The sequence below is a fragment of the Chromobacterium vaccinii genome (assembly GCF_001855275.1).
Classification (GTDB): domain Bacteria; phylum Pseudomonadota; class Gammaproteobacteria; order Burkholderiales; family Chromobacteriaceae; genus Chromobacterium; species Chromobacterium vaccinii.
On sequence record NZ_CP017707.1, the window covers coordinates 3,103,368 to 3,123,815 of the forward strand.

At 66.9% G+C, this 20,448-nt stretch carries 18 protein-coding genes; 7 read left to right on the forward strand and 11 right to left on the reverse strand.

The annotated features are described in order from the left end of the window. Positions 1-56: 56 nt before the first annotated feature. The 5 genes from BKX93_RS14380 to BKX93_RS14400 all read right to left on the reverse strand — a co-directional run bounded on the left by BKX93_RS14380 (position 57) and on the right by BKX93_RS14400 (position 7,172). Entirely contained in the window at positions 57-1,577 is a 1,521-nt protein-coding gene (locus tag BKX93_RS14380; RefSeq protein ID WP_046166964.1) for a sensor domain-containing diguanylate cyclase, read from the reverse strand. Between the two features lie 106 nt (positions 1,578-1,683). Further along, positions 1,684-2,409 carry a LytR/AlgR family response regulator transcription factor gene (locus BKX93_RS14385; protein ID WP_046166963.1) on the reverse strand — a complete coding sequence of 242 codons (726 nt, stop codon included), beginning with the start codon at positions 2,407-2,409 and terminating at the stop codon, positions 1,684-1,686. Next, on the reverse strand, positions 2,397-4,109 hold the full coding sequence (locus BKX93_RS14390) for a tetratricopeptide repeat-containing response regulator (RefSeq protein WP_052717384.1): 1,713 nt from the start codon (positions 4,107-4,109) through the stop codon (positions 2,397-2,399). Before BKX93_RS14390 ends, BKX93_RS14385 begins: the two co-directional genes overlap by 13 nt. A 65-nt stretch (positions 4,110-4,174) precedes the next feature. Next, entirely contained in the window at positions 4,175-6,316 is a 2,142-nt protein-coding gene (locus BKX93_RS14395) for a UvrD-helicase domain-containing protein (protein WP_046166962.1), read from the reverse strand. Positions 6,317-6,413: 97 nt separating this feature from the next. After that, positions 6,414-7,172: a substrate-binding periplasmic protein gene (locus BKX93_RS14400; protein WP_046156039.1), complete on the reverse strand. Its 759-nt coding sequence runs from the start codon at positions 7,170-7,172 to the stop codon at positions 6,414-6,416. 123 nt (positions 7,173-7,295) lie between these two features. Here BKX93_RS14400 and metH point away from each other — a divergent pair, with 123 nt between their 5' ends. Genes metH through BKX93_RS14415 form a run of 3 tightly spaced genes read left to right on the forward strand, consistent with a single transcriptional unit; the run spans position 7,296 to position 11,950 of the window. Continuing rightward, positions 7,296-11,009 carry a methionine synthase gene (gene metH, locus BKX93_RS14405; protein ID WP_070980348.1) on the forward strand — a complete coding sequence of 1,238 codons (3,714 nt, stop codon included), beginning with the start codon at positions 7,296-7,298 and terminating at the stop codon, positions 11,007-11,009. 12 nt (positions 11,010-11,021) lie between these two features. Then, positions 11,022-11,525 carry a DUF2878 family protein gene (locus BKX93_RS14410; RefSeq protein ID WP_046156041.1) on the forward strand — a complete coding sequence of 168 codons (504 nt, stop codon included), beginning with the start codon at positions 11,022-11,024 and terminating at the stop codon, positions 11,523-11,525. Next, complete coding sequence (locus tag BKX93_RS14415; RefSeq protein WP_070980350.1) at positions 11,522-11,950, forward strand: hypothetical protein; 429 nt, start codon at positions 11,522-11,524, stop codon at positions 11,948-11,950. The genes BKX93_RS14410 and BKX93_RS14415 overlap by 4 nt, the downstream gene beginning before the upstream one ends. Positions 11,951-12,047: 97 nt before the next feature. On the opposite strand, the gene BKX93_RS14420 is transcribed toward BKX93_RS14415, so the two are convergent. From BKX93_RS14420 to BKX93_RS14440, 5 genes are all read right to left on the reverse strand, one after another. After that, the gene (locus BKX93_RS14420) at positions 12,048-13,325 is read right to left on the reverse strand and encodes an MgtC/SapB family protein (RefSeq protein ID WP_235429428.1); all 1,278 of its coding nucleotides are present in this window, start codon (positions 13,323-13,325) and stop codon (positions 12,048-12,050) included. Between the two features lie 43 nt (positions 13,326-13,368). After that, positions 13,369-13,893: a hypothetical protein gene (locus tag BKX93_RS14425; RefSeq protein ID WP_052717383.1), complete on the reverse strand. Its 525-nt coding sequence runs from the start codon at positions 13,891-13,893 to the stop codon at positions 13,369-13,371. A 151-nt stretch (positions 13,894-14,044) separates the two neighbouring features. Beyond that, positions 14,045-14,419 carry a DUF4440 domain-containing protein gene (locus BKX93_RS14430; RefSeq protein ID WP_046156044.1) on the reverse strand — a complete coding sequence of 125 codons (375 nt, stop codon included), beginning with the start codon at positions 14,417-14,419 and terminating at the stop codon, positions 14,045-14,047. 22 nt (positions 14,420-14,441) lie between these two features. Further along, a complete protein-coding gene (locus BKX93_RS14435; RefSeq protein ID WP_046156045.1) occupies positions 14,442-14,831 on the reverse strand; it encodes a VOC family protein in 390 nt (129 codons plus the stop codon). Positions 14,832-14,890: 59 nt separating this feature from the next. Beyond that, the gene (locus BKX93_RS14440) at positions 14,891-15,613 is read right to left on the reverse strand and encodes a helix-turn-helix transcriptional regulator (RefSeq protein ID WP_070980351.1); all 723 of its coding nucleotides are present in this window, start codon (positions 15,611-15,613) and stop codon (positions 14,891-14,893) included. Positions 15,614-15,712: 99 nt separating this feature from the next. Here BKX93_RS14440 and BKX93_RS14445 point away from each other — a divergent pair, with 99 nt between their 5' ends. The 3 genes from BKX93_RS14445 (at position 15,713) to BKX93_RS14455 (ending at position 17,386) form a co-directional block, all read left to right on the forward strand. Then, entirely contained in the window at positions 15,713-15,982 is a 270-nt protein-coding gene (locus BKX93_RS14445) for a hypothetical protein (protein ID WP_046156047.1), read from the forward strand. Between the two features lie 100 nt (positions 15,983-16,082). Then, entirely contained in the window at positions 16,083-16,700 is a 618-nt protein-coding gene (locus BKX93_RS14450; RefSeq protein WP_046156048.1) for a glutathione S-transferase family protein, read from the forward strand. 14 nt (positions 16,701-16,714) lie between these two features. Next, entirely contained in the window at positions 16,715-17,386 is a 672-nt protein-coding gene (locus BKX93_RS14455) for an O-methyltransferase (protein ID WP_235429212.1), read from the forward strand. 77 nt (positions 17,387-17,463) lie between these two features. On the opposite strand, the gene BKX93_RS14460 is transcribed toward BKX93_RS14455, so the two are convergent. Next, complete coding sequence (locus BKX93_RS14460) at positions 17,464-18,201, reverse strand: BPSS1780 family membrane protein (protein WP_046156049.1); 738 nt, start codon at positions 18,199-18,201, stop codon at positions 17,464-17,466. Positions 18,202-18,442: 241 nt separating this feature from the next. On the opposite strand from BKX93_RS14460, the gene tkt reads away from it, so the two are divergent. Beyond that, complete coding sequence (gene tkt / locus BKX93_RS14465; RefSeq protein ID WP_070980353.1) at positions 18,443-20,431, forward strand: transketolase; 1,989 nt, start codon at positions 18,443-18,445, stop codon at positions 20,429-20,431. The last annotated feature ends 17 nt before the right edge of the window (positions 20,432-20,448 follow it).

Genomic DNA, 20,448 nt, shown 5'->3' on the forward strand with positions numbered 1-20,448 from the left:
CTGTCTCGGCAGGGGTTCTGGAAATCGCTGCAGTGGCTTCCGTTGCGCGCGCAGCGCTAGCCCACGGTTTCGGAATGGCGGCTGGGCGACTGCTTGTTGCCGTACATCTTGCGGTCGGCCACCGCCAGCAACTCGTCTATCAGCAGGCCGTCCTCCGGGTAGTAAGCGATGCCGATGCTGACGCCGACCAGCACCCGGTGCTGATCGACCTGGTAAGGCATCTGTATCGCCTGCTTCAGCCGCGCCGCCACCTTGTCCGCCTCGCGGTTGGACTCGATGTCCTCCATCAGGATCACGAATTCGTCGCCGCCGATGCGGGCGACGGTGTCTTCATTGCGGATCACGTCGCGGATGCGGGCGGCGATCAGTTGCAGCACCCGGTCGCCGACCATGTGGCCATAGGTGTCGTTGACCGGCTTGAAGCGGTCCAGGTCCAGGAACAGCAGGCCCAGGCGCTTGCCGCTGCGGTCCAGCCGGGTGATCGCGTGCTGCAGCCGGTCGTAGAACAGGTTGCGGTTGGCCAGGCCGGTGAGGCGGTCGTGGTTGGCCAGGTGGAACAGCTGGCTTTCGCGCTGGCGGCGGCTGTCGCTGCTGCGCACGAAGCTGAAGCCGGCCAGGCCGATGCCCAGGCCCAGCAGCAGCGACAGCAGCATCCATACCGTCCATTCGAACAAGCCGATCTGCGCCCAGCCTTGCTGCCAGCTCAGCGTCAGCCGCAGCGGCTGGCTGCCGCCGCCCAGCAGCTGGCTGGTCTCCAGCCGCGGGAACAGCAATTTCTCCAACGCGCTGGGGTGGGCGCCGCCCAAGTACAGCGCCTGGCCTTCCGGCGGGCGCAAGGGGTCGTCGCGGTGGTGCAGGCTGACTTCCATGCCCGGCTGCAGCGCGATGTCGGTGGGCAGCAGCGAATCGGCGCGGACGAACAGCATCACGAAATGCTGTGGCTGCAGGCCGATCAACTGGTCGTCGAGGCGGTCGTCCACGCCACGCAGCAGCACGTAGCCGGAATCGCCATGCGGCTGCAGCCGCAGCTGGCGCGACAGCGTGGCGCGGCCGCTGTTGATGCAGTCCTGCAGCGCCTCGCGCAGCCGCGGCTGCTGCCAGGCGTCCCTCCCCACCAGCCGCAGATTGGCCTGCGACTGCGGTTCGGCGTACATCAGCGGGAAGTAGGCGTCCTGTTCCGGCAGGCGGACGCCGCCGCCGGCGAAGCCGCGCAGCCGGTAAGCGGCGCCGTAATCGCGCTGCAGCGCACGGTCGTAGCCGGCGACCTGTCCGGCCGGCACGCGCTCGATATGGGCCAGCGTGGTGATTTGCGGATAGCGGCGCAGCAGTTGCGCGACGAAGGGGTGCTTCTGGCGGTGTTCGGTGCGGTGGTCGATGCTGCTGAAGGTGGCGTAGCTGTCGAGTATGGTTTCATTGGCGAGCAGGCGCTGTTTCAATTGCTCGGTCAATTGCTGGAGCTGGCTGTTGAATTGCTGTTCGGCGCCCAGCAGGGAGCGGCTGGCGATGGACAGGGCGGCAAGCGCGCTCAGTATCAGCCATAGGACGAGGCACCCAGCATAGACCAGTCTTGCGTGCATGTTAAAACCATCGACATATATTCAGCAGTGAACGATTCTATAAGAACAATGGGTCTATTTTTTAGCAATAAGCCGGGGAATGCCGGTTTTAAGTAGTAGTACGTAATCAATTGCCTACGCTCAGCGCGGCGCGCAGCGCGTGGATCTGGCGGCGGCTGACCGGCAGCGGCGTCGGGATGTCGCGCAGTCTGACAATCCACTGTTCGTCGCCGCCGTCGTCGCCGCGGCACAGCTCCTGCACGGCGTGGCGCATCACCAGGCAGTTGCGGTGGATGCGCAGCGCCGATTCGCCCAGCCGCTGCTCCAGCGCCACCAGCGCGTCGTCCAGCAGGTATTCGTTGTCGGAGGTGACCAGGGTGACGTACTTGAGCTCGGCTTTCAGGTAGCGCGCGTCGGCGAAGGGCACGTTGAGCAGGCGGCCGCGCTGGCGCACGGTGAAGCTGGGCTGCTGCCGGCCCTCCCGCCGCGCCTGGGCGCGTTGCAGCGCCTGTTCCAGCCGCTCGCGCCGCACCGGCTTGAGCAGATAGTCGGCGGCGTCCAGTTCGAAGGCCTCCACCGCGAAGTGATCGTGGGCGGTGCTGAACACCAGCGCCGGCGCCAGCGCCTGCTGCCGCAGCTGGCGGGCCAGCGCGATGCCGTCCAGGCCGGGCATGCTGATGTCGAGCAGCAGCACGTCGACCGGATGGCAGGCCAGCCAGTCCAGCGCCGTCTTGCCGTCGGCTAGGCAATGGACCTCTTCTACGCCGCAATCGGCCAGTAGTTGGCGCAGCCGCTCGCAGGCCAGCGCCTCGTCGTCCACCACCAGCGCCCGCAGCGCGCTCACAGCGCCCATTGCGGCTTGTCCATCTTGTTCACCAGCGCGCGCCAGGAGTGCAGGATCTTCTGGAACTTGTTGTTGGTGGGCGCGGTGTCGCGCACCTTGCCCAGCAGCTCGTAGGCGCGGCGCATATGGCTTTCGTGCCAGCCGTTCTGGCTGACGTAGGCCATCACCGCGTTGATCAGGTTGAGCATGATCTGCACGTTGTGCGGCATTTCGTCCAGCGCCTTGACGAAGCGGTCGATCGCCGCGTCGAACTGGCCGGACTGCGCCTCGCGCACCGCCTGGTTGTTCAGCTCCAGCACCGATTTGACGTTCTGTGCGATCAGTTGGCGGCCGGCCTGTCCCAGGCCGATCTCCTCGAACATGTCGCCGAAGTGGGCCAGCATGTCCTCGTCGTCGTGGTGGTTGCGCACCAGGTATTCCATCACGTCGTTGCCCTGGCCGTCGCGTCCCTGCTGGTAGCAGGCGCGCGCGTATTCCAGCTGCGATTCCTGATCCAGCTTGGGGGCCAGCTGCTTGAAGCGCTCGCCGGCGGCCTGCAGCAGTTCGCGGGCCTTGTCGGCGTTGCCGTTCTTGGATTGAAGCTGGCTGTCCATCACGCCGGCCAGCCACTCGCCTTCCTCGTTGTAGCGGTAATCGTGGCGCAGGCTGGCCAGCGTGCGGGCGGCGTTGCCGCTGTCGCCCCGGGCCAGCTGGACCCGAAGCAGCGCCGCGTAATGGGTGGGGCTGCGGTGCCAGGAGTACTTGGCGATGTCCAGCGTCTGCTGGCAGGCGGTTTCGGCGGTGGCGAGGTCGTGGTTGAGCAGCGCGATCTGGGCCAGCTGCTGCTGGCGGCGGAACACCACCGGCGACATTTCGGTCGCGGTCTGCAGCGTGTGCTGGGCGCGGCCCAGGTCGTGGCCGCGGTAGAGCCGGGCCAGCCAGTCGTAGGCTTCCATCACCTGGTTGTTGTCGGCCAGCACCGCCTCGAACAGCAGCCGCGCCTCGTCGTGGGACTTCAATCCGGCCAGCGATTTGGCCAGCCCCATCTTGGCCCAGGTGGAGGGGCGGACGCGCAGCGCCTGCATATAGGCGTCGCGGGCGGTGTCGAAGTCGTTGATCTTCAGCGCCAGCGAGCCTCTCAGCCGCATGAAGTCGAGCGCGAACTCGCCGTTTTCTTCAATTTTGAGGCCGCAGGTTTCGATGGCGGACAGGTATTCGTGGCGCAGCACGCTCTCGTCCACCAGCCGCAGGGCCTCGCGCTTGCGCATCGCCCGCTCCAGCCGGTCGCGCAGCACCTCGCCGGTGAACGGCTTGAGCAGGTAGTCGTCGGGCGCCAGTTCGGCGGCGGAGATCACCCGCTGCGCGCGGCGCTCGCCGGTGACGATCATGAATACGCAGGACTGCTTGAGCAGGTTGCGCTCCCGGATCTCCTCGAACAGGTAGAGCCCGTCGTAGCCGTTGCCCAGATCGTAGTCGCACAGCACCACGTCGAACTCGTACTTGGCCATCTTGGCCAGCGCGTCGCTGGCCTTGGCCGCGTATTCGACCGAGTTGGCGCCGAACGACGACAGGGTCATCGCCAACGCGCGCTGCATCTGCGGCAGGCTGTCTATGATCAAAAACAGCCGCTTGGCGTAGGGATCGTCGAAGGCGGCGCTGCGCGTCGGCGCCGTCTTCACGTGGTGCACCGGCGCGGATGCCGCTGTCGGGGAGGGAGTGGTTTCGCTCATGACGCCTCATCGGCTCGCTGTGCTGTGGTTGCGGATCGCAGTGTCGGCGGCGCGCGCGTCCCGGCTCAGGCCGGGCTCAGTTTCGCATAGCGCATATCCAGCCATTTGACGCCGTGTTCGGCGAAGTTGATTTGCAGCCGCACATCCTCCCCGTTGCCCTCGGCGTCTATCACCACGCCGATGCCGAACTTGGCGTGGCTGACCGCCTGGCCGATGGACAGGCCGTAGGCGTTTTCCGCCTGCCGGCGCGGCATGGCGGCGGAGCGCCGCGCCTGCTGCGGCGCAACGGGTGCTTTCACTGTAGCAGACAGCGAATGGATCAGTTCGGCCGGAATCTCGTCGATGAAGCGCGACGGGATCGGGTAGCGGCTCTGGCCGTGCAGCATCCGGCTCTGCGCGCTGGACAGATATAGCCGCTTGCGGGCGCGGGTGATGGCCACGTACATCAGCCGGCGCTCCTCCTGCAGGCCCTTGCCGTCCATCACGCTGTTCTCGTGCGGGAACAGGCCTTCTTCCAGCCCGCTGACGAATACGGCGTCGAACTCCAGGCCCTTGGCCGCGTGCACCGTCATCAGCTGCAGCGCGTCGCTGCCGGCGTCGGCCTGGTGCTCGCCGGCTTCCAGGCTGGCGGCGGACAGGAATTCGGTCAGGGCCTGTTCCGGCTGGTCGGGCATGAAGCTGGCGGCGGCGTTGACCAGTTCGTCCAGGTTGGCCAGCCGCTCCTCGCCGTCCTTCTTGTCCTGCTCGTACATGTCGCGCAGGCCGCTGCGGTCTATCACCAGGCTGATGGTTTCGGCCAGGCTGAAGTCGCGGCTCTGCTCGCGCAGCCGCTCGATCAGCAGCACGAACTCGCCGATCTTGGCGGCGGTGCGGCCGCTGCCGGCGCCGCAGGCGGCCTGCCACAGCGAGATGCCCTGCTCGCGGCCGGCGGCCTGCAGGTTTTCCACGCTGCGCGCGCCGATGCCGCGCGCCGGCACGTTGATCACCCTAAGCAGCGCGTTGTCGTCATCCGGGTTGGCGACCAGCCTGAGGTAGGCCAGCGCGTGCTTGATCTCCTGGCGTTCGAAGAAGCGCAGGCCGCCGTAGATCCGGTACGGAATCTGGGCGTTGACCAGCACGTGCTCCAGCAGCCGCGACTGGGCGTTGGAGCGGTACAGCACCGCCATGTCGGATAGCGCCAGGCCTTCGCGGTGCAGGCTCTTGACCTCATCGATGATGAATTCAGCCTCGTCGCCGTCGCTGCCGGCCTGGTAGAAACGGATCTTTTCGCCCTCGCCGGCGTCGGTCCACAGGTTCTTGCCCAGGCGGCCGTCGTTCCGTTCGATCAGCGCGTTGGCGGCGTTGAGGATGTTACCCATCGAGCGATAGTTCTGCTCCAGCCGCACCGGCTCGGCTACCTGGAAGTCGGACAGCAGCGCGCGCATATTGCCGACTTCGGCGCCGCGGAAGGCGTAGATGCTCTGGTCGTCGTCGCCGACGGCGAACAGCGCGCCGTGCTCGCCGGCCAGCAGTTTCAACCACGCGTATTGCAGGCGGTTGGTGTCCTGGAACTCGTCCACCAGGATGTGGGCGAAGCGGCTGCTGTAATGCGCGCGCAGCGCCTCGTTGCGGGACAGCAGCTCGTAGCTTCTGAGCAGCAGCTCGGCGAAGTCGACCACGCCCTCGCGCCGGCACTGGGCGTCGTAGGCGGCGTACAGCTCCATCAGCTTGGCTTCGTACGGGTTCAACGCCGGCGGCAGCGATTCGGCGCGCACGCCGGCCTCCTTGTTGCCGTTGATGAACGATTGCACCGCGCGCGGAGGGTATTTCTCGTCCGATAGCTCCAGGCTTTTCAGCAGGCGCTTGATCGCGGCCTGCTGGTCGGCGGAGTCGAGGATCTGGAAGGTTTGCGGCAGGCCGGCGTCCCGGTAGTGGATGCGCAGGAAGCGGTTGCACAGGCCGTGGAAGGTGCCGATCCACATATTGCGCACATTGACCGGCACCAGCGTCGACAGCCGCGTCTGCATCTCGCGCGAGGCCTTGTTGGTGAAGGTGACCGCCAGCACCCCGGCCGGCGAGGTCTGGCCGGTGGACAGCAGCCAAGCGATGCGGGTGGTCAGCACCCGGGTCTTGCCGCTGCCGGCGCCGGCCAGCACCAGCGCGCTCTTGGCGGGCCAGGTGACGGCGCGCAGTTGTTCGGGATTCAGGCCGGCTAACAGATCGCTCATGTCGGGACGCTTTTTCGCTGCAAAAACGCCATTTTAGCATGCGAGTCGAGCGGTCCGTTCCCGTCCGGCGGCGCGGAGGATCAGCCGGACGCGGCGTTTATTCCTGCCACAGGTAGTGCGACATCAGCGTTTTCAGCCGGCCGCTCTTGTGCAGGCGGTCGATCGCGCGGTTCAACTGGTCCAGCTTCACCGGCGAGCGTTGCGACAGCGCGCACATCGTCGGCTGCGACGACACCACCAGCGGATGGATCTTGAAGCTGGCCGCTTCCTGGGCATGGCCGCGCGCCCACCAGACATAGGTCAGCTCGGTGACGATGGCCACGTCGCTCAGCCGCTTGTCCAGCGATTTGGGCAGCAGGTCGAAGCGAGCCTCGGTGACGCGCTCGCTGCGGTTGCCGGACCACAGGTATTCCAGCGACGGGTAATGGTAGCCGTGGATGGTGCCGATGCGCTTGCCGGCCAGATCGTCCAGCTGGCGCAACGGGGGCTGGCTCTTCAGCGACAGCACGCGCTCCACCAGCGGATAGATTTCATGGCTCCAGCTCAGCCGGGCGGAGTTGCCGTACCAGTCGGGATTGGCGTTGCAGATGATGTCCACCTTGCCGCTTTCTATCGAGGGCTCCACCCGCCGCCGCGCCAGCAGCGTGAATTGCGGCTTCATGCCCATCTCGTCGGCCAGCAGCGCGCCCAGATCGCGGGCCAGGCCCCCGCTCAGCGTGCTGCCGTCCTCGGCCAGCACCGCGATCGGAGCCGCGTCGGTATCCGATACGCCGATTCGCAATGGCGTCGGTTCGGCCTGGGCTATCAAGGAAAATAGACACAACGGCAACAGCCATTTCTTATGCAAACTGGCCATATGGGTACTCTCTCAATATTCTATTGCCGGAAGACTGACGCATCGAACGACGATGTTAAGATGGATTGAAGCTCAGAAGTACCAGCGTTTGCTTTCGTTTTAGACAAAATACCAGCCACCGCCATGACAAAGCCATTCCTTCATCCCGTTTATCAGCAGTTATCGCAACGCATCCTGATCCTGGATGGGGGCATGGGCACCATGATCCAGCGCCATCAGCTGGACGAGGCCGATTACCGGGGCGAACGCTTCGCCGACTGGCGCTGCGACGTCAAGGGCAACAACGATCTGCTGGCATTGACCCGCCCCGACGTGATTGCCGGCATCCACCAGGCCTATCTGGACGCCGGCGCCGACATCGTCGAAACCAACACCTTCAACGCCACTTCCATCGCGATGGCCGACTACCAGATGGAAGAGCTGGTGTGGGAGATCAACCGCGAGGCGGCGAAGCTGGTTAAAGAGCTGTGCGCGGCGGAGACCGCGAAGAACCCGGCCAAGCCGCGCTTCTGCGCCGGCGTGCTCGGTCCCACCAACCGCACCTGTTCCATCAGCCCGGACGTCAACGACCCCGGCTACCGCAACGTCAGCTTCGACGAGTTGGTGACAAGCTACACCGAGGCGATAGACGGCCTGGTGGCCGGCGGCGCCGACCTGCTGCTGGTGGAGACCATCTTCGACACCTTGAACGCCAAGGCGGCGGTGTTCGCCATCCACCGGTATTTCGACGAGCGCCCGGACACGCCGCGCTTGCCGATCATGATTTCCGGCACCATCACCGACCAGTCCGGCCGCACGCTGACCGGCCAGACCACCGAAGCGTTCTACAACTCGCTGTCGCACGCCGACGCCGCCAGCTTCGGCCTCAATTGCGCGCTGGGCCCGGATCTGCTGCGGCCCTACGTCGAGGAAATGTCGCGGGTGTCGGCCACCTACGTCTCCGTGCACGCCAACGCCGGCCTGCCCAACGCCTTCGGCGGCTACGATCTGGAGCCGGAAGCGATGGGCGAGTACGTGCGCGAATGGGCCGAGAGCGGGCTGATCAACATCGTCGGCGGCTGTTGCGGCACCACGCCGGAGCACATCGCCGCCATCGCCCAGGCTGTGGCAGGCGTCGCGCCGCGCCAGTTGCCGCAGATCGAGGCCAAGTGCCGATTGTCCGGCCTGGAGCCGTTCAACATCGGCGACGGCGACTTGTTCGTCAACGTGGGCGAGCGCACCAACGTCACTGGTTCCCGCGCCTTCGCCAAGCTGATCCTGAACGGCGACTACGCCACCGCGCTGGACGTGGCGCGGCAGCAGGTGGAGAACGGCGCTCAGGTCATCGACATCAATATGGACGAGGGCATGCTGGACGCCCACGCCGCGATGGTGCGCTTCCTGAACCTGATCGCGTCGGAGCCGGACATCGCCCGCGTGCCGATCATGATCGACTCGTCCAAGTGGGAGGTGATCGAGGCCGGCCTGAAATGCATACAGGGCAAGGGCATCGTCAATTCCATCTCCATGAAGGAAGGCCGCGACAAGTTCGTCGAACAGGCGCGCTTGATCCGCCGCTACGGCGCCGCGGTGATCGTGATGGCCTTCGACGAGCAGGGCCAGGCCGACAATTACGCGCGCAAGATCGAGATCTGCGACGAGAGCTACCGCATCCTGGTGGACGAGGTGGGTTTTCCGCCGGAAGATATCATCTTCGACCCCAATATCTTCGCCGTCGCCACCGGCATCGAGGAGCACGCCCGCTACGGCCTGGACTTCATCGAGGCCACCGGCTGGATCAAGCAGCACCTGCCGCACGCCAAGATTTCCGGCGGCGTGTCCAATGTGTCATTCAGCTTCCGCGGCAACAACAAGGTGCGCGAAGCGATCCACGCGGTGTTCCTGTATCACGCCATCCAGCGCGGCATGACCATGGGCATCGTCAACGCCGGCGCGCTGGAGGTGTACGACGAAGTCGACGCAAGCTTGCGCGAGCGCATCGAGGACGTGGTGCTGATGCGCCACCCCAAGGACGGCGGCGACGCCACCGAGCGGCTGATCGAGCTGGCCGAGAAGTTCAAGGGCGAGGCGGCCGGCGAGAAAAAGGGCGAGGACCTGGCCTGGCGCGGCTGGCCGGTGGAAAAGCGGCTGGAGCACGCGCTGGTCAAGGGCATCACCACCTTCATCGTCGAGGACACCGAGGAGGTGCGGCTGAAATCGGCGCGGCCCATCCACGTGATCGAAGGCCCGCTGATGGACGGCATGAACGTGGTCGGCGACCTGTTCGGCGCCGGCAAGATGTTCTTGCCGCAGGTGGTGAAGTCGGCGCGAGTGATGAAGGCCGCCGTCGCCCACCTGGAACCGTTCATCGAGGAAGAGAAGATCCGCTTAGGGCTGGCCGACGCGCCGGCCAAGGGCATCATCATCATGGCTACGGTCAAGGGCGACGTGCACGACATCGGCAAGAACATCGTCGGCGTGGTGCTGCGCTGCAATAACTACCAGGTGATCGATCTGGGCGTGATGGTGCCGTGCCAGAAGATCCTGGATGCCGCCGTCGAGCACAAGGCCGACATCATCGGCCTGTCCGGCCTGATCACCCCCAGCCTGGAGGAGATGAGCCACGTCGCCAAGGAGATGCAGCGGCTGGATCACGCGGTGCCGCTGCTGATCGGCGGCGCCACCACCTCCAAGGTACACACCGCGGTGAAGATCGCGCCGCATTACCGGCAGCCGGTCATCTACGTGCCGGATGCCAGCCGCGCGGTGGGCGTCTGCTCCAACCTGCTGTCCGATACCCTGAAGGACGCCTTTGTGCTGGAAAACGCCGCCGAACAGCAGCGCGCGCGCGAAGGCCACGCCAACAAGGCCAACCGCAAGGTGGTCAGCCTGGAGGCGGCGCGCGCCAACAAGGAAAAGATAGACTGGGCCGATTACGTTCCGCCCAAGCCGCGATGGCTGGGCGTGCGCCGCTTCGAGAACTATCCGCTGGCCGAGATCGCCGCCTACATCGACTGGACGCCGTTCTTCCAGAGCTGGGAGCTGGCCGGCCGCTTCCCGCGCATCCTGAATGACGAGATCGTCGGCGAATCGGCGCGCGCGCTGTATGAAGACGCCCAGGTCATGCTGAAGCGGATCGTCGACGAGAACTGGCTGGCCGCCAACGCGGTGATCGGCCTGTTCCCGGCCAATAGCGTCAATGGCGACGACATCGAGATCCGCAATCCGGACAACAGCGCCAGCTTGATGACCTGGGTCGGCCTGCGCCAGCAGCTGCCCAAGATGGACGGCAAGGCCAACTGGGCGCTGGCCGACTACATCGCGCCCCGGGACAGCGGCGTGGAAGACTATATCGGCGCCTTCGCCGTCACCGCCGGCATCGGCATCGAACCGCACGTGAAACGCTTCGAGGACGCCAACGACGACTACTCGGCCATCCTGCTGAAGGCGCTGGCCGACCGCCTGGCCGAAGCCTTCGCCGAGCTGATGCACGCCCGCGTGCGGCGCGAGTTCTGGGGCTACGCCGCCGACGAGCATCTGGACAACGAGGCGCTGATAGACGAGCAGTACCGCGGCATCCGCCCGGCTCCCGGCTATCCGGCCTGCCCCGACCACACGGTGAAGACCGAGCTGTTCCAGCTGCTGGACGCGCCGGCCATCGGCATGACGCTGACCGAGGGCTACGCGATGCTGCCCACCGCCGCGGTGTCCGGCTTTTACTTCAGCCACCCGGCTTCGCGCTACTTCGGCGTGGGCAAGGTGGAAAAGGACCAGGTAGCGAGTTACGCCGAGCGGCGCGGCGTGACGCTGGAGCAGGCCGAGCGCGATCTGGCGCCGAATCTGGGCTACGACGCCTAGGCCGCGCCAGCGATGAGGCCCTGGATCAAACCCGCCCTCGCCAGCCTCGCCTTCGGCGGCTGGTGGTTGCTGCTGACCGTGTGCCGCGACCGCTGGGTGATGGTGACGCTGGCCGCCACCCTGCTGCTGTGGGAGGCCCTGCCGCGCGGCCTGCGCGGGCGGGCGCTGCTGCTGGCCGGCATCGGCTGCCTGCTGGATCTGGCGCTGGCGGCCGCGGGCCTGCTGCGCTTCGTCGGCGTTGGCGCGCTGCCTTTGTGGATGATGGTGTGGTGGCTGGGTTTCGCCTGCTGGTGGGTGTGGCTGCTGCAAGCCTGGCGGCCGTCGCCGCGCTTGCTGATGCTGTTGGGCGCGATCGCCGCGCCGCTGGCCCGCTACGCGGCGTTCAAGCTGCAAGCCTTGCAGCCCGGCGCGGCATGGTGGCTGCTGCTGCCCTTGCTGGCGCTGTCGTGGGGTTTGCTGCTGCCGCAGACGCTGAGGCTGGCTGGCCGCCTTCCGGCTGAGGCGAGGACGGAATGAAGCGGGCGATGCTGGGGATGGCGCTGCTGTGGTGCCCGCCCTGGTCGGCTTGGGCCGCGGTCGATAGCGAAACCCGCTGCTTCAGCGCCGACAACGGCGGCAAGCCGGTCCATTTGCAGTTCACCGTGGTCGGCGACGCGGACGCCGGCTGGCAGGCGGCCTATGTCCGCTATGGCAAGCGCGGCCGGCCGATCACGCTGGCGTGGCTGCGCGGCGAGCATGAAATGCTGGCCGAAGACCGGTCCTGGCAGTTCACCGACGAATGGCTGGAGATCGTCGACGGGAAAATCCATGGCCGCTACACCACGGTCCACCAGGGCGCCCGCTACTACGGTTTCCACTATCGCGGCGCCGACGGCCGCGAAGTCGAGTTCGCCGAGGATCTGGCCGCGTTGGATTCTTCGGGGCGGCGCTGCGAATGGTAGCTGTGGATATATTCTGCATTGGGGCGGGGTTGTGGATAACGATCAGTTGATCGCTTCCGGATCGTCCTGTGCTTTTGATCTGTCCATGCCAGCGGCTTCATGCCCACCCCAGCGGCAGCAGGCCCAGCGCCGCCAACGCCAGCAACAGCCACAGGCTTTGCCGCCCAGCCTCGCGCGCGCCCAGCGCGCAGGCGTAGACGCCCTTGGCGGCGTTGTTGGCCGCGGCGGCGATCAGGATGGCCGAGGCGGCCACCGGCAGCGGCGTCAGCGCGGGCGTGGATTGGGTAATGCCCATGATGAAGGGGTCGACGTCGCTGACGCCCATCACCGCCGCCAGCGCGTACACGCCGCCGGCCCCCAGATATTGGCTGGCCAGCCGGGTAGCGGCCAGCATGGCGAGGAACAGCAGCGCGAACAGCAACGCGGCGCCGATTTCCAGCGGGTTGCGCGGCCGGTAGTCTTCCTGCCGCCGCGCCGCCGCCTCATGGCCGCTTTTCGCCCACAACCAGCCTCCCAGCAGCGCCGCGGCCGCCAGCAGCAGGAAAGACAGCCACAGCCGCTGCAGCAACGCGGGATTGAACAGCGCCAGGAACACGCCCAGCCGCAGATACATGATGCCGGAAGCCATCAGGATGGCGCCGGCGTACAGCCTGGGCGAGCCGGCGGCCACCGAACGGCGAGACAGCACCACGGTGGTGACGGTGGATGAGTAGGCGCCGCCGGCCAGCGCGGCCAGCAGCAGGCCGCTGCGGCCCTGGCGCAGTCGTTGCAGCAGGTAGCTGCCGTAGGACACGGCGCTGACGGCCACCACCACCAGCCAGGCCTGGAACGGGTTGATGCGGAAGCGGCCCAAAGGCGCGTTGGGCAGCAAGGGCAGGATCACCGCCGCCAGCAGCAGGAACTGGGTGACGGTGAGGATGTCGGCCGGGTCGATGCGGCGGGCCAGGCTTTCCAGGCCGGCCTTGAACTCCAGCAGCAGCACGCTGGCGACGGTCAGCGTGGTGGCCAGCCAGAACAACTCGCGGAACACCAGCGCGCCGATCAGATAGGTGGCCAGGGCGGACATCTGGCCGGTGACGCCGGACTGGCCTGAGGCGTCCAGCTTGTGCCAGTAGGACAGCAGCAGGAAGGCGGCCACCACGATGAAGCCCAGCGTCAGCGGCAGCAGCTCGCCGCCGGACAACGCCGACATCGCGTAGCCTATCAGGCCGATCAACGGGTAGGTGCGCACGCCGCCGAAGGCGTAGGGATCGCCGTTGGTCTTGCGCTCTTCTCGTTCCAGGCCGATCAGGAAGGACAGGAACAGCACCACGATGATTTGCGTGGCTTCCGGCGGCAGCCAGTCCGGGTAGATCATCTTCGCACCTGCCTGCATGACGATGCATTCCCTTCAGGATACGCCGCCGCCGGCGCGTCGGCTACGAGCAGTCTGCGTTCAGCGACGGGTAAGCGGTGTTCAGCAGCCATTTGCCGGCGGTGCCGCCGCTGCCGGGCGCGTTGTAATACCAGAAGCAGACCTTGACCGGGGTGAACTTCTGCCAGGTTTCGCACAGGCCGTTGCCGCCGGCCTTGGTGCATTTCCAGCCCTGGGTGACGCCGACCAGGCCGGCGTCGACGATGTCCTTGGGGCCGCCGCTGGTGCCGCAGTTGACGTGCGGCTTGGTGGTGTCCTTGCTCCATTTGTCGAAGGACTGTTTGAAAGCGGCCCAGTTTTCGAACACCGACTTGTCGATCTGGCTTTGCGCGCCGCTGGACGGCAGCGGCAGCGCCGCGTTTTTCATGTGCAGGCCGACGTGGCCGCCCTTGCCGCCGGCCGCGCGGTTGTCGGCGTCGGACTTGGCGCTGGTTTGGACATTGGCGTTGGCGGTGCAGGCCGCGGCGTGGATCTGCGGCGCGGCGCTCAGCGCCAGCAGGGCGAGGAGGATGGAGCGGGACATGCGCATGGACGGTCTCCTTGGCCAGTCTGGGAGTGGCCTCATGCCATCGGCGATGGCTGTGGATAAAAGAGGAAGTCGGCGAGCGTTGTGGATAAGCCGCCATTTCTGTCAACGCGCATGATCGCGCCGCGTGAAGCCGCGCCGCGTAGGGCCTGGACTATGGAACTGGGGTGTCCTGGCTGAACAGGTTGCGCCACCGGCCGTCCCGGCGCAGCCACAACGAGGAGATGTACATGGTTTCCTCCTGTTCGGCGTTGGGGCGCAGCCATTGCGCGCGGTAGCTGAGTAGGCCGGCGCCGGGGGCGGCCCAGACCAGCCGCGCCTGGTCCAACTGGTAGCGGACGGCGGCGGGGCCGGCGCGCAGCGGCGCGACGTGCTCGTCCCGGTTGGAGAAGCCGCTGGCGTAGACGCCGACGAAGTCGTCGTCCAGCAGCGCGGCGTCGGCATCGGCGTCGCCGGCCACGAAGGCCCGCCACACGCCTTCCTCGAGGGACAGCAGCAAGGACAGGGAGGGGATGATGATCGCGTTCATGCCTGAAGCATAGCGCATGAGGTCACGCGGCTTCCTCTTCCCGCTCGATGAAGGCGAACACGTGGCCGTCCGGGTCCGGGAAGTAGCAGATCCGGCAGTGGTCGTCCTCGTACCTGGCGATGATGTCTATCTTGTCGCCCGCCTGGTCCAGCTTGGCGAAGATGTCGTCGACGCGCAGGTAGAAGATGGCGCTGGCCGGCGATAGGCTCGATGCCGGGCGCGGCAGGAAGGCGCAGGCGCCCGCGCGCGGCTGCACGGTGAACAGCGTGGCGCCGCCCTCGCGGACCGCGTGCACGGTTTCGTGCCGGGAGAGGCTGTCGCGGACGACTTCGTAGCCGAGCGACTCGAAGAAGTCCAGCGTGGCGCCGGCGTCCTGCACGGCGAGCCGGACGCAGAAGGGGTGGGAGGGCATGGTTTTCCTTTCGTTTAGGGCGCCGGAAATGGCTTGGACCGCCGCGCCCATGCGACAGTTTAGAATGCCCCTGCTGACAGCGTATTGTCAGTGGCATGCTCCCGCCGCCACGCCTGCTGCTGCCGGCGCAGGTAGTCGGCCAGGCTGGCGTGCGATGGCGGCGGCGGGGATTCGGTCCGCCGCAGCGCCTGGATCAGGTCGACGCGGAAGCTGCGGTAGTCGCCGCGCAGGCCGCACCACGCCACCAGCGTCCATTTGCCGCCCCAGTACAGCAGGCCCAGCGGAAACACCGTGCGCCGGGTGCGGGCCTGGGCCAGGCTGAAGTAGTCGATGTCCAGCGCCGCGCGTTCGGCGATGGCCAGGCGCAGCTGGTCCCAGCGCGCCTTGTGCGCGTCGTCGAACGGCTCGGTGAAGGCCAGCACCGCGCCTTCGCCGTCGCTGGCGCGCGCGTCGGGCAGGCTGGCGTAGATCTTGGCCAGCAGGCTTTGCGCCGCCCGGCTCAGGTCGTTGCCCACCGCGCGCGACAGCATGTCCATCGCCAGCGTCAGCGCCTCCAGCTCGGCCGAGTTCAGCGTCAGCGGCGGCAGTTCGAAGTTTTCCTCCAGCCGGTAGCCGACGCCGGCCTCGCCGTACACCGGGATGCCGTTGACCGACAGATCGTCGATGTAGCGGTAGATGCTGCGCACCGACACGCTCAGCCGCTCGGCCAGCTCCGCCGCGGTGATGGGCTGGCGGGCGCGGATCAGGTTGACCAGTTGGAACAGGCGTTCGGCTTTGCGCATGGGTGTGATCGTTGGCTGCGGGGTTGCCAAGTGTAGCGCCAACGCGCGGGCGGCTACACTGAATCAAGGGCCCGCCGGGCCGTCACGCGGGAGGGGATCATGGACATGCTCAGTCGCGAAAGCCTGTTGTGCCTGGTGGAGGACGTGGAGTCGGAGGACCCGATCGATTACGCCGACCTGCCGTTCGACGAGCAAAACCTGCGCGAATTGATCGTCGATTCGCTGCTGGAGCGCGAGCTGGTGTTTCGCGCCGAGGAGCCGGACGAGGCCAAGCGGATGCTGGTCTATCTGGCCGCCACCGCGCGGCTGACGCTGGAGAACATGGTGCTGCACGCCCGGCTGCTGCGGGCAGGGCTGGAAGAAGCCTAGCGCGGGTCTTGAGGATATCTTGCGCGCCGGCAGCCGGCGAAATAATCATACGGCATGAATCGGATTATACTGGCGGTTTCCCCACCGCGAGGAAGCCGCCATGCTCCGCATTCTCGGCCGCAGCAACTCCATCAATGTCCGCAAGGTGCTGTGGACCTGTCATGAAATCGGCCTCGACTACGAGCGCGAGGACTGGGGGCGCGGCGTGCGCCCGGTCGCCGATCCGGAATTCCTGGCGCTGAATCCGTTCTCCATGATCCCGGCGCTGGTGGACGGCGAGGTGACGCTGTCCGAATCCAACGCCATCTGCCGCTATCTGGCCGCCAAGCACGGCCGCCACGACCTGCTGCCGGCCGATCCGGCCGCCCGCGCCCAGGTCGAGCGCTGGATGGATTGGCAGGCCGCGGATCTGAACCCCGCCTGGAGCTACGCCTTCCACGCGCTGAGCCGCAACAGCCCCGACCACCGCGATCCGGCGCGCATCGCCGACAGCGTGGCGGCGTGGAAAAAGCAGATGGCGGTGCTGGAGTCGCTGCTGGGCGAGAGCTGGGCGCGGGGCGACGCGTTCACGCTGGCCGACATCGTGCTGGGGGTGTCGGTGCAGCGCTGGCTGCTGACGCCGTTCGACAAGCCGGCGCTGCCGAAGACCGAAGCCTATTTCGAACGCCTGCGCCGCCGCCCCGCCTACCAGGCCCACGGCGGCGAGGGGGTGGCCTGATGGAGAACCGAGAGATGACGATGCAAGCGCAATGGAACGCGGTGGACGATTATTTCTGCCGACAGCTGGTTCCGCAGGACGCCGCGCTGGAGGCGGCGTTGGCCGACAGCGCCGCCGCCGGGCTGCCGGCGATCAATGTGGCGCCCAACCAGGGAAAATTCCTCAACCTGCTGGCGCGCATCCACGGCGCGCGCCGGATTCTGGAGATCGGCACCCTGGGCGGCTACAGCACCATCTGGCTGGCGCGCGCGCTGCCGGAGAACGGCCGGCTGGTGACGCTGGAGTACGAGCCTAGGCATGTCGAAGTGGCGGCCGCCAATCTGGCCCGCGCCGGCGTAGCCGGCAAGGTGGACATCATTCAGGGCGCGGCGGCGGATTCGCTGCAACGATTGATAGACGACGGCGCGGCGCCGTTCGATCTGGTGTTCATCGACGCCGACAAGCCGAACAATCCGGTGTATCTGGAACTGGCGCTGCGGCTGTCGCGGCCGGGCACGGTGATCGTCGGCGACAACGTCGCGCGCCAGGGCGAGGTGGCCAATCCGGCCAATCCCGATCCGGCCATCGTCGGCACCCGCCGCTTCATCGAGCTGCTGGGTAGCCATCCGCGGCTGTCGGCCACCGCGATCCAGACCGTGGGCGGCAAGGGCTACGACGGCTTCGCGCTGGCCATCGTCGAAGGCTGAGCGCGGACGCGAAAACGGACGGCGCCGCGAGGCCCCGCCCGTTTCGTTTGGCTGCGCGGCCTTGCCGGCCGCGCGGCTTATTGCTGGGGTTCGAACACGTCGCGCCAGCCGGTGTAGGCGGTGACGAAGGCCACCGGGATCCACAGCAGCAGGCCCAGGCCCAGCGGCAGCAAAGCCACCATGCAGCTGAGGCCCAGCACCAGGCTGGCCACCAGCAGCGGCAGCCAGTTGCTCAGGCAGGCCTTCAGGCTGGCGCGCAGCGCCGGCCAGGGATCGATGCGGTTCAGCGCCACCATGGTCGGCGCGAACCAGTAGGCCATGCCCACCAGCACGCCGCCGATCAGGGCCAGCGCCCCCAGCGCGACGGCGGCGCCGCCGCCCGCGGCGGTGCCCGCGCCCGCTCCGGCCGCCTTGCCGAACAGGCCGGCCATCAGGCCGCCGGACACGCCCATCGCCACCGCGGCCACGATCACCACCAGCATCAGGCCGAAGATCATCGCGCCCAGCAGCAGCAGCGGGCCGGGCATCTGGCGGAAGGCGGCGAACAGGTCGGCCAGCTCCAGTTCCTCGCCGCGTTCGGATTTGGCGGCGGCCATCACGAAGCCGGCGGCAAACAGCGGGCCGATCAGCGCGCTGGCCAGATCGCCCAGCACCGGCACCACGCTCAGCGCGATCTGGATCACCAGGTAGACCAGGGTCAGCAGCACCCAGGTCAACGGTTGCTGGCGCACGATCTGGAAGGCTTCCACGAACCAGCGCCAGCCTCGGCCGGCGCCGACTTTGCGATGGATGGGCGGACTGTTGGGTTGCTGCATGGGGTTCTCCGGAAAGGCGCGCGCGGGCGCGGAATGTTGATCGAATATGTCGAAAGACTGCGTTTGATCGTTGCTTATGCCTGATTGTACTCAATTTGCGCCGGGGCGGCCGGTTGCCGGGAAAGGGCAAAATCGGCGATAATCTCGCGGTTTTGCGACGGAGTGCCCCTGTCGCCAGCCGCATCGAGCGCGAGGGATGGACCGTCGTACCGGTTCCCAATAGTCTTGAGGTTTTACCTGCATGGTTACCCGCACCGAGCTTGCCAACGCTATTCGCTTCCTCTCCATGGACGCCGTGGAAAAAGCCAAATCCGGCCACCCGGGCGCGCCGATGGGCATGGCGGACATCGCCGAAGTCCTGTGGCGCGATCACCTGAAGCACAATCCGGCGAACCCGGACTGGGTCGACCGCGACCGCTTCGTTCTCTCCAACGGCCACGGCTCGATGCTGATCTACAGCCTGCTGCATCTGACCGGCTACGATCTCTCCATCGACGACCTCAAGAACTTCCGCCAGCTGCACTCCAAGACGCCGGGCCACCCGGAATACGGTTACGCGCCGGGCGTGGAAACCACCACCGGCCCGCTGGGCCAGGGCATCACCAACGCCGTCGGCATGGCGATGGCCGAGAAGATGCTGGCCGCCCAATTCAACCGCGACGGCCATGAAATCGTCAACCATCACACCTACGCCTTCCTGGGCGACGGCTGCCTGATGGAAGGCATCAGCCACGAGGCCTGCTCGCTGGCCGGCACCTGGGGCCTCTCCAAGCTGGTCGCGTTCTGGGACGACAACGGCATCTCCATCGACGGCCACGTCGAAGGCTGGTTCAGCGACGACACGCCGGCCCGCTTCGAAGCCTACGGCTGGCAGGTGATCCGCAACGTCAACGGCCACGATCCGGCCGAGATCGCCACTGCGATCGCCACCGCCAAGAAGAGCGCCGACAAGCCGACGCTGATCTGCTGCCGCACCACCATCGGTTTCGGCGCTCCCACCAAGCAGGGCAGCCACGACTGCCACGGCGCGCCGCTGGGCGCCGCCGAGATCGCCGCCGCGCGCGATCTGTTGAAGTGGCCGCACGCGCCGTTCGAAATCCCGTCCGAGATCTACGCCGAGTGGAGCGCCCGCGACCAGGGCGCCGTCGCCGAAATCGAATGGAACAAGCGCTTCGACGCCTACCGCGCCGCGCATCCGGAACTGGCCGCCGAGTTCGAGCGCCGCATGGCGGGCGAGCTGCCGGCCGGCTGGGCCGAAGCCCAGGCCGCCGCCATCGCCAAGATCGCCGACGCCGCCCAGACCGTGGCCACCCGCAAGGCCAGCCAGATCGCGCTGGAAGCGTTCTCCCCGTCCCTGCCCGAGTTCGTCGGCGGCTCCGCCGACCTGACCGGCTCCAACCTGACCAACTGGTCTGGCAGCAAGTGGATAGACGGCGAAGGCAACGGCAACTACATCAGCTACGGCGTGCGCGAGTTCGGCATGGCCGCCATCATCAACGGCATGACGCTGCACGGCGGCCTGCGCCCGTACGGCGGCACCTTCCTGATGTTCAGCGAATACGCCCGCAACGCGCTGCGCATGGCCTCGCTGATGAAGATCAACCCGATCTTCGTGTTCACCCACGATTCGATCGGCCTCGGCGAAGACGGCCCGACCCACCAGCCGGTGGAACAGACCGCCACGCTGCGCTACATCCCCAACCACCACGTCTGGCGTCCGTGCGACACCACCGAGACCGCGGTGGCCTGGGCGCACGCGATCGAGCAAAAAACCACCCCGTCCAGCCTGGTGCTGAGCCGGCAGAACCTGCCCTTCGTCGCCCGCGACGCCGCGCAGACCGCCGCGATTAAGAAGGGCGGCTACGTGCTGCGCGACGCGGCCGGTGCCAAGGCAGTGCTGATCGCCACCGGCTCCGAAGTGGAGCTGGCGCTGAAGGCGCAGGAAACGCTGGCCGCCGAAGGCGTGCCGGTGCGCGTGGTGTCCATGCCTTGCACCAATGTGTTCGACGCCCAGGACAAGGCCTGGCAGCAGAGCGTGCTGCCGGCGGGCCTGCCGCGCGTGGCGGTGGAGGCCGGCCATCCGGACTTCTGGCGCAAGTACGTCGGCCTGGAAGGCGACGTTGTCGGCATCGACCACTTCGGCGAATCCGCGCCGGCCGGCCAGCTGTTCAAGGAGTTCGGCTTCACCGCGGAAAACGTGGTCGCCAAGATCCGCGCCGTTCTGCGTTAAGACGTAAACAGACCACC